This window comes from Actinomycetota bacterium (assembly GCA_035536535.1).
In the GTDB taxonomy this organism is placed as follows: Bacteria; Actinomycetota; JAICYB01; order JAICYB01; family JAICYB01; genus DATLNZ01.
In genome coordinates this window covers 1-9,670 of sequence record DATLNZ010000175.1, presented here as the reverse complement: position 1 = coordinate 9,670, position 9,670 = coordinate 1, and the positions used below count along the sequence as shown (strand labels likewise).

Annotated in this window: 8 protein-coding genes; 2 read left to right on the top strand and 6 right to left on the bottom strand. The window is 70.4% G+C overall.

Features of this window, described 5'->3' with window-relative positions:
• Positions 1–273, top strand: a 273-nt coding sequence (locus VNE62_11670; protein HVE92937.1) for a co-chaperone GroES, incomplete at its 5' end; no start/stop codon positions are given.
• Between the two features lie 42 nt (positions 274–315).
• Here the strand turns inward: VNE62_11670 and VNE62_11665 are convergent.
• The 6 genes from VNE62_11665 to VNE62_11640 form a co-directional block, all read right to left on the bottom strand.
• Positions 316–969: a hypothetical protein gene (locus VNE62_11665; protein HVE92936.1), complete on the bottom strand. Its 654-nt coding sequence runs from the start codon at positions 967–969 to the stop codon at positions 316–318.
• The gene (locus tag VNE62_11660) at positions 969–1,607 is read right to left on the bottom strand and encodes a hypothetical protein (GenBank protein ID HVE92935.1); all 639 of its coding nucleotides are present in this window, start codon (positions 1,605–1,607) and stop codon (positions 969–971) included. The genes VNE62_11665 and VNE62_11660 overlap by 1 nt, the downstream gene beginning before the upstream one ends.
• A 64-nt stretch (positions 1,608–1,671) precedes the next feature.
• Positions 1,672–2,478 carry a hypothetical protein gene (locus tag VNE62_11655; GenBank protein ID HVE92934.1) on the bottom strand — a complete coding sequence of 269 codons (807 nt, stop codon included), beginning with the start codon at positions 2,476–2,478 and terminating at the stop codon, positions 1,672–1,674.
• A 77-nt stretch (positions 2,479–2,555) separates the two neighbouring features.
• Positions 2,556–3,932 (bottom strand): signal recognition particle-docking protein FtsY, encoded by a 1,377-nt coding sequence (gene ftsY / locus VNE62_11650; GenBank protein ID HVE92933.1) that lies wholly within the window; start codon positions 3,930–3,932, stop codon positions 2,556–2,558.
• Positions 3,933–3,955: 23 nt separating this feature from the next.
• The gene (gene smc / locus VNE62_11645) at positions 3,956–7,426 is read right to left on the bottom strand and encodes a chromosome segregation protein SMC (protein ID HVE92932.1); all 3,471 of its coding nucleotides are present in this window, start codon (positions 7,424–7,426) and stop codon (positions 3,956–3,958) included.
• Between the two features lie 103 nt (positions 7,427–7,529).
• Positions 7,530–7,811: an acylphosphatase gene (locus VNE62_11640; GenBank protein ID HVE92931.1), complete on the bottom strand. Its 282-nt coding sequence runs from the start codon at positions 7,809–7,811 to the stop codon at positions 7,530–7,532.
• Positions 7,812–7,891: 80 nt separating this feature from the next.
• Between VNE62_11640 and VNE62_11635 the strand changes: the two genes are divergently transcribed.
• Positions 7,892–9,670, top strand: a 1,779-nt coding sequence (locus VNE62_11635) for a prolyl oligopeptidase family serine peptidase (protein ID HVE92930.1), incomplete at its 3' end; no start/stop codon positions are given.

Sequence of the window (9,670 nt, the reverse complement as noted above, 5' to 3'; positions counted from 1 at the left end):
GCCCCCGGGGCGGACGGCGAGAGGACCACGAAGGGCGGGCTGCTCATCCCGGCCACCGCCTCCAGCGTCAGCAAGCGCTGCATCTGGGCGGAGGTGGTCGCTGTGGGTCCCACGGTGCGGCAGATCGAGTCGGGCGACCAGGTCCTGATGCTTTCGGACTCCGGTCTGGAGGTGGAGATCCGTGGCGAGGAGTACCTCCTGCTGCGCGAGCGTGAGATCCACGCGGTCGCGTCCCAACGGTTGGACGGGAGCGGGACCGGCCTCTACCTGTGAGGGTCAGGAGAGTCGCAGACCCCTCACTGCGGGTGCGGGCTGCTACCGCTCGTACAGGCTGAGCCCCCGGGACTCGCAGGCCCAGGCAACGCCACAGTCACGCAGGGCGGGCGTGTAGTACCGCTCGAACTCGTCGAACTGGATGCCCCACCCGGCGTACTTCGTCTGGTCGCCCGTGTCGAGCATCGTCAGCTTCTCCACGTACTCCCGGGTGAAGTAGGGCGTCCCGGCTGCCCGGACGCGCCCGACCCGGCACGAAGTCGCGTCGGAGCCCGGCGAAACGCCCGTGAGTTCGGTCAGCTTCCGGTCCACGCACGTGGGCCGGAAAGGCGCCGCAGCGCGGGGCTGGGGAGCGACGTCCGGGTCCGTGGTCTCATTGGCCGGATCCCCGCTCGTGAGGATGCGCTGTGTGGACAAGGACAGGCGGAAGAACCCGATGAAGGTGTCGCGGTCGGGACCTGTGACGACCCTGTCGCGCTCGTCGAAGACGCGGATGGACGACTGGTCCACGTAGGTGGAGACCGTGGTGTCGGCAAAGACAGGGCTGGCGGCTATGCAGCTTTTCTCGATCGACGTGCCGGGGGAGATGGACCCGGTGAACGAACAGATGGGGACCGCCGACAGCTGGGCGGAAGCTACGGGGGCGGACGCGATCAGCATCGCCAGCACCGAGGCGGTTGCGACGAGTCGTCTCATCAGCGCTCGTAGACGGGCAGGCACGAGCCCGCGCAGTCGGAGGCGGCGGGCACCATCCCCGTGATCACTTCGCCAAACGACATGTACCAGCCGATGAACCTGGACTGGTCGCCGGAGTCGGCCATGCTCAGCGACACCGTGAAGGCCCTGCGATCGAAGCCGGGCGACGCGTAGTTGCCGCGACGGACCCTGCCGATTCGGCAGTAGGTGCCATCGAAGTTCGAGCGGTCGCCGGTCAGCGCGGTAAGGGGCCTGTCGGAGCACGTCTGCTTGTGCGCGGCCGGCAGCTTCGCCAGGTCGGCGTCGTCGCTTTCGTCTCCCGTGGGAGTGGACACCGTCAGAACCCGTTCCGTCGCAAGCGACAAAGTGAAGAATCCGAGGAAGGTACGCCCGTCGGCCGTGCTGGTCACGTCCTGGTCGCTTGCGTTGAAGACCTTGATCGAGGCCTGGTTGACGTGCAGGTAGAAGGTCGCGTCGCGGCCGGGGTCGTTGTTGACGATCTCGCACGTCTTGGAAACGGATGCGCCGGGCGAGATGCCGGCGTCAAAGCGGCAGGTCTCGGCGGCGGACGCGGCCGGGGCTGCCGTCCCTATCACGGCTGCTGCAACGAAGGCTGTGAAGATCTTCTGCGGGCGCAAAGTGTTCCCCTCTCGCTGCAGGTGTTCGCCGCCCTTCCGGGCATTCCTCTTTTTTCTCCGCAAGTCAGATGCACACGCGGAGGCCGAGCACTCGGAAGCACACGGGCCTGGGTGTGGGCGAAGCGGACGGACTGGGGGCCGGAGTCAACGTCGGCGAAGGCTGGGACGTGGAGGTTGGTGTTGGATCGGGAGTAAGGGTGGGCGTGGGCGTGACCGTCGGCGTTGGAGCGGGGGTGACGGTCGGCGTGGGGCTGGGCGAAGGCGACGCGGTGGGAGACGGCGGCGGGTATGGCACGTAGTCGCCGGGAGTGGTGTCCTTCACGACCGTGAGCGTCACCCACATCGCGTAGTCGCCGTCCGCGAATGTCTGCTCCTGGAAACCGGCCCCCGTGACGGAGTAGCCGGAAGCTGTCTCGTCGAACATGCAGGCGCGGTGTCCGGGGGAGTCACGCCACGCCGCGTAGACGTCCTCGACGATCCTGCGGTCTATGCGCACTCCGGACGGGATCCGCGACGTCTTGGCGACGTTCTCGCAGTAGGAGGCCGTGAAGCCGTCGTCGGGGGGGCCGTTGGCTTCGAAAGGGTCCGGGTCGGTGGTCGAGACCCGCACCGCCAGGTTGTCGTTGCTCAGGCGTCCGGTGTTGATCATGTACCGCGAGTGCTGGCGCGCCTTGGGAGCCAGGCCCATGTGCAGGGCGAGGCCCCACCGGGCGCCGGAGGGGTTCTGGACGGGGTCGTCGCGACCCTGGTTCACCAGTGCGATCAGGTAGTCGTCCATCGCGTCCAGGTTCGGCCCGTGCGAGGCGGACGCTGGAGGCGGAAGGACGGCAGCGGCGAGCACAACCGCTAGGGCGGTGATCGTCCGGCGCATGCCACAGCTTTCTGCGCGGGAGGGAAATGTCCTGCATGCGCGCTGCGGGCTGTGGTCGGGGCGCTACTGGTGCGGGTTCAGCCGTGGACGTCTTCAAACAACGACTCGACGAACGATTCCGGGTCGAAGGGGGCCAGGTCCTCGGCCTTCTCCCCCAGACCGACGACCTTCACCGGGATCCCCAGCTCCCGTTCGACGGCGAACGTGATGCCGCCCTTTGCGGTCCCGTCCAGCTTCGCCAGGACCAGTCCCGTGACCTCGACGGTCTCACGGAACGCACGCGCCTGCGTAACACCGTTCTGCCCGGTCGTGGCGTCCAGCACCAGCAGGCACTCGGTCAGAAGGTCCGGCTCCCGGTCGATGACCCGCCTGACCTTGCGCAGCTCCTCCATGAGCGGGGTTCGGGTGTGCAGCCGTCCGGCGGTGTCCACGATCAGAAGGTCATGACCCCGGGCCTTGGCATGTGCCATCGCGTCGAAGACCACCGCTCCGGGGTCGGCCCCCGGGTGCTGACGGACCACGTCCACGCCCACCCGCTCGCCCCACGTCTGCAGCTGGTCGATGGCCGCGGCACGGAACGTGTCGGCTGCCGCCAGACACACCGTGAATCCCTGATCCACGGCGTGGCGGGCGAGCTTGGCGATGGTCGTCGTCTTGCCGGTGCCGTTGACCCCCACCACCAGCCAGACCGACAGGCCGTGCGTGTTGACGCGCAGGCGGCGGTCGAAGTCCTGAAGGAAGGTGCGCATCGACTCCTTCAGCGCGTCGGGAAGCGTGTCGGACGTGAGGTCGCGCCCGCGCTCGCGCAGCTCGTCGGCCAGCGCACTGGCGGTCATCACGCCGAGGTCGGCGCGCACCAGGACGTCCTCCAGGTCGTCAAAGGCCTCGGGCACGGGTCCGGGGCCGAACACCTCCCTGACGTCGCGGTTGAGGTAGTCGCGCGTCTTGCGCATCCCGCGGCGGAAGCGGTCCCGCATCCGCTCCTGGCGCTCCTCCGGCGTCTCGGAGTCCGACGCCTGAAAGGGCACGTGGTCCAGCGGCGGGCGCCGGGACTTCAGGCGCCGGGCGGGAGCCGCGGTACGTGGAGCGTCGTCAACTGCGCCGTCCGGTGGTGCCCCCGGCTTTGGGCGCTCCCGAACGCTCGCCGCGGCGGGGGGCGTGTCGGCCGCGGCTGCGAGCCCTCCCGAGGGATCGTCGTCCGCCGGCGCGGCCTGGTCCTCGGAGCCTTCCTCCGGGGGCTGGGCCTCTCGGTCCCGGCGGCGGAACCACCTCCGCCTGTCCCCCTCGTCGCCTCCCGTGGATGCGAGCAGGGGCAGAGCCATGGTCCGGATCAGCCTGGCGAAAGGATCCTGCTGGATCTCGACGCCCCACCTGCGGATGAGAAGGACGGAGACTGCCAACGCCGCCGCGAGGGCCAGTACGGCGAAGGTCGAACCGGCGACGGACTCGGGCACCGGTCCAGGCTACGCGAAGCCGATCAGGACAGGACCCGCCCGGCCTCCTCGCCGTCACGCACCGCCGGCTCCTGGAGCTTCTGCGTGACGACCCGGGAGGTGCCGTCGGGGTTCAGCGTGACGCCGATCAGCGAGTCCGCCCGCTCCATCGTCCGCTTCTGGTGCGTGACAACGAGCACCTGTGTCTGGGTGCGCAGGGAGTCCAGCAGTCTCAGGAATCGCCCGAGGTTGGCGTCGTCCAACGGAGCGTCGACCTCGTCCAGGACCAAAAACGGCGTCGGCCGCGCCAGGTGGAGAGCGAACAAAAAGCCGAGTCCCGCCAGAGCCTTCTCGCCTCCGGACAAAAACGCCAGGCGCCGGTGTCCCTTGCGCCCGAGGCGGACCTCGATCTCCAGACCCCCTTCCAGCGGGTCCTCCTCGGACTCGACCAGGCGCAGGCGGCCGTCTCCCTCCGGGAACAGCAGCCCGGCCACCTCGCGGAAGCGGACGTCGGCGTCCTGGACGGCCGTCACGAGCATCTCGCGCATGCGCTCGGTCGCCGCGCGGACCAGCTTCATCAGGTCGCGCCGGGACCGCCGGAGGTCCTCGATCTGGGCCTCCAGAAACGCCTGCCGTTCATCGAGCGCCACCAGTTCCTGGGCGGCCAGCGGGTTCACGGGACCCATCCGGCGCAGCTCGGCCTCCAGCCTCGACGCCTCCGCCTCCTGGGCCTCCGCGTCTCCGTCCAGCGGAAACTCCGCCCGCGCCCGGGACGGCGGGATGTCATGGTCGCGCGCCAGCCGGGAGCCGATCTCCTCGGCCCGGACGTCCAGCCTCGCGATGTCCTCGGCGGCCCGCAGGGCGCGCGGCTCCATGGCGGTCACCTCGACGTCGACCTTGGAAACCTCGGCGGCCACCGTCCGCAGCTCCTGCTCGACGGACTCCTCGCGGGCCAGAAGCTCGCGAACCGATTCCTGGGAGGCCGCGGCCAGAGTCTCAGTCGAGGAAAGCAGGGCTTCCGCGGCGGTCAGCTCCTCCGGGTCGGTGCGGGGCGCCGCGTGCACCGCCTCCTCGGCACGCAGCTCCTCGCGCGCCCGCTCCAGTCCGCGCAGCCGCTCCGTGAGCGACGCCTGCGTCGTCAAACATTCCGTCAGCTCCTCGCGGATCCCCGCCGCTTCCGACTCCAGAGCAGCGGCGGACTCGCCGGCCTTCGCCATGCGCTCCGACAGCACCGTCTCCTGCTCGCGGAGCACCGCGGCGCTGGCGAGCAGGTCCTGGCGCTGGGCGGTCGCCGACTCGGCCGTGCGCAGCCTCTCGGACCGGTCGCGGGAAGCCAGGTCGCGCTCCAGCGTCGCTCCGTGCTCCTCGGCCCCCAACTCGCGCAGGCGGTCGGCAGCGGCGGCGATGCGTCCTTCCATCTCGTGCAGCACCGAGCGCGACTCCTCGAGTTCGGTTTCGATGCGCTGCAGGTCCCGGCGATGACGGTCACGGTTGGTCGTCCAGCGGCCGATCTCGGCATCGAGCTTGCGGGACGCCTCCTCGGCCTTGTCTATGGCCGGTCCGAGTCCCAGCACCCCGTGTCCGACCGACCGGGCGGGCCGCGACACCCCACGCGGAGACAGGACCCGGCCCTCCCTTGTCACGAACGTCCTGTCGGGATGCGAGGCCGCCAGCCTGACGGCCGAGTCCCAGTCGTCGGCCAGCACGGCTCCGGACAGCAGCGCATCGACGGTGCCGCGCATCCACCCCGGCGCCTCCACGACCTCGGACAGCCTGCGAACGCCAGCGGGAGCCGGCTGTGTCTCCACGGCCGCCTGGGTCGAGGCAAGTAGGACGTCGGCGCGTTCGTCCTCGGCCGCCTTCACCGCCCGCGGGAGCGAGGCCCCCGCCACGACCAGCGCGTCCACGGCCGGACCCAGGACCGCTTCCACTGCGGCCTCGAGTCCGGACGCCACCCTGATCGAGTCGCCGAGGATGCCCCTCACCCCGTGGGCCACGCCGTGTCCCGTCTTGAACGCCTCGGCCCCCGCCCGCCTGGACGCCGTCAGGTCGCGCGCCACGCGCAGCGATTCCAGACGTCCGGACAGCACCGCGCGCTCCGAGTCGATGGCGCGGAGCCTGCGGTCGGCCTCGTCAAACGAGACCTTGGACTGCGTCCGCTCGGCCTCCAGCCGTTCGACGGTCATGCCCGCTCGTCCGGAATCGGAGTCGAGCGTCTCGATGTCCCGGCGGAGCAGGTCGGCCTGCTGCTGAAGCCGCGAGATGCGGTCGTCTGCCCGGTCAAGCCTCTCGGAGGCCGCGGCCGCCTCCGCCCTTGCCGTGATGGCCGTCTGCTCCGCGGACCGCGCCTCGCTTTCTGTGCGCGTCGCCTCCTGTCGGACTTCAGCCAGCCCGGCGGACGCCTCCGCGGTCTCGGCGTCGGCGGCGGCCTTGGACGAGCGCAAGGCCGACACCTGCGCCTCGCGCTCCGCAAGCGTGGACTGAGCCGACTCCAGGGAGGCCCGGACCTGCACCTCCTCGGCGTCGACGGCCACGCGCTTGATAGCGACCGCATCGCGCCGGCGGGCGTCTGGGGCGGCGTTGGCCCTCTCCCGCATGATCAGCACCGCGCGCAGGGCCGACGTCTGGGCTGCCCGGAGGTGGTCCAGGCTCCTTCGCATCTTCGCCGCGCGCAGCCGGGCCTGGTCCAGACGCGCCTCGGCCTGCGCCCGCTCGTTTCGCAGCGCCTCCTGTCGCGTCCGTAGCTCTGCAAGAGCGGAAGACGCCGCTTCGCGGCCCCCGGTGCTGCGGGCCCGCTCCCGGTCGATGTCCTCGAGCTCTCCCACGAGAAGGCGGATCCTCAGCTCGCGCAGCCGCTCGCTCACTTCCTTGTGGCGGACCGCCTGGTCGGCCTGCGTACGCAGGGGGCGGATCTGGCGGCGAAGCTCGCCGAGCAGGTCCGCGGCGCGGGCGATGTCCGCGTCGACCTGCTCGATCTTGCGCAGAGCCTTTTCCTTGCGGCGGCGGTGCTTGGAGATCCCTGCGGCCTCCTCCACAAACGACCGCAGCTGCTCCGGGGAGGCCGACACGATCTCGTCCACCTGCCCCTGGGCGACGACGGCGTGCAGCTCCCGTCCGATCCCGGCCTCCGACAGCAGCTCCTGGACGTCCAGCAGCCTGCAGGTGGCGCCGTTGAGCGAGTACTCGCTGGCGCCGTCGCGGAAGAGAGTCCTTCCTATCTGGACCTGTGACGCGTCCATGGGAAAGGTCCTGGAGGAGTTGTCGAAGGTCAGCAACACCTGCGCCATGCCCAGCGCCGGACGGCCGATGGTGCCGGTGAAGATCACGTCCTCCATGCGCTCGGCTCTCAGCGCCCGGGTGGACAGGGTGCCGAGGCACCAGATCAGCGCGTCGATGAGGTTGGACTTGCCCGCCCCGTTGGGGCCGACGACGGCCACGAGGCCGCGGTCCAGTTCGATGAGGGTCCTGTCGGCGAACGACTTAAAGCCGCGCAGGGTGAAGGAGTCGAGGTGCACCGCGTCAGGATAGGGGCAGCAACCGACGTCAGCCCGGAACTGGGGCCCCGGACGGGGCTCACTCAAAGACGATCAGCCGGAATTGGGCCCCGGCCGCCGGGCCTCACTCAAAGGCCGTCAGCCCCTCGGGCGGCTCCCACTGGACGCCGACACCGGCCACGCTCGCGGACCTCGGGCCCTTCCGGCACCACGCGATCATGTGGTCGACGGCGGCGGGGACCCCCTCGAACACGGCCTCGACCGTCCCGTCGTCGTTGTTCCTGATCCACCCGGCGACGCCGTGCTCGCGCGCCTGCCGGGAAGCGGTCCACCGGAACCCCACGCCCTGGACGGCACCCGACACCACCACCCGCGCCCGCACCCGCTCAGCTTCGCCTAGGGTCACATGACGGATTGTGGCACGCCCTTCGGGCGGGGCCCCGCGGCCCGGCAGGATCGGCCCCCCGCAGCGGCGAACACTGGGGCATGGGACGTCGTCGTATGCCGCCGCGCGGCCGCCGGATCGCGTCAGCCCTCGCCTTGGCCGTTGTCGCTTCCGCGGCTCCCGCGGCGAGCGCGCAGGACACGTCGGCGCTCGAGCAGCTCCCGGCGACCCACGCCTCCACTCCGCGCGGATCCTCGTCGCTGGCGCCCCTGCCTTCCGTGGTCCCCACTCCCAAGACCGTCGACGGCGACATCTCGGACTGGACCGGGTCCGGCACCGGCTTCGGGGGAACGGTCGTCCACGACCGCGGCGAGCTCGTCTACACCGACCACATCTTCGACTCATGGGGATCCGACGAGGGCGCCGACGCGCGACGCAAGGAGCAGTTCCGGGAGACCGAGCGGGCGGTGCCGCAGGCGCGGCGGCTGGAGTCGCTGGGACAGAACGCCCCCGACGAGCTCAAGTCGGCCCGGATCTGGAGCCCCGAGAACTACGGCGACGCCGGGTTCCAGCCGGCCGCCGACCTGCTCGAGCTGAGGCTGGCCTCAGACGGCCAGTCGCTGCACGTGCTGGCCCGGACCACGACGATGGCGGCTCCCACGGACACCGCGGTCCTGCTGCTCGCCGACACGGTCCCCGGCGGCAGCCGCGACGCCGGTTTCAACTCGGGAATCACCACAGGGGCCGAGGTCGCGGTGCTTCTGGCCCACGGGGCTGCGCGCGCACACGACCTGGCCGGCGGCACTGAGACCGCCGTCGAGGCAAAGGTCAACCCGTCCGGCTTCGTCAACGCCATCGAGGCCGCCGTCCCGCTTTCGCTTCTGGGCGCGGGCGAGGGCTTGAAGCTCTCTGCGGCAACGGGCCTGTTCGACCCCGCAACCTCCGAACTGAAGACGCTGAGCGTGGGGCCGAACCCCGCCAACGTCGCCTTCCGGACCGACGAGCCGGTCAGGACCTGGTTCGATCAGCGGCAGGCGATCGCTCTTCACAGCCGCAGCATCGACGACTTCAGCGTCGACGTCGACATCGCGAAGCTTTCGTCCGGGCACTCGGAGCGGTACTCACCCGGCCCCGGATACCACGATCGGGTCTTCACTTCCTCGGAGGCGATCTCGTCGGAGGGCTCCCGCGATGGCATCCACCAGCACTACGGGCTCTACCTGCCCGAGGCCGTCCGGATGGACTCGCTCCTGCCGCTGACCTTCTGGATGCACTGGAGAGGGGGCAACACGCACGGCGCCGGCAACGTCGTCCCCCGCGTGTTCGCCGACCTCGGTGAAGCCAACGGCAGCATCGTCGTGGCCCCTCGCGGCCGGGGGACGTCCACCTGGTACCTGGGCGAGGGGCACGCCGACTTCAACGAGGTGTGGGACGACGCCACGCGGTTGTGGCCGGTCGACCGGGACCGGGTTTACGTGTCGGGGCACTCGATGGGCGGGTGGGCCTCCTACCTTCTGTCGATCCTGTATCCGGACCGGTTCGCCGCCGCCTTTTCGGTTGCCGCCCCCGTCACCCAGGGGGCCTGGACCGGCCTGGACTTCCCGGGCTGCGACTCCTATGCGTCGGGGGGCTCATCGCCCTGCTACGTCCAGAGCAACGACGGCGACGCCCGGACCCAGCACACGAGAAAGCTGCTGGACAACGTCCGCAACGTCCCGCTGGCGATCTTTCACGGAGCGGCCGACGAGCTGGTGCCGGTATCGGGCGTGACCCGCCAGGTCGAGAAGCTGGTGCAACTGGGGTACCGCCACCGCTACTACGTGTTCCCGAACTACGAGCACTACACCCACCCGGCACTGGACCAGTGGGCCGAGGGGGCC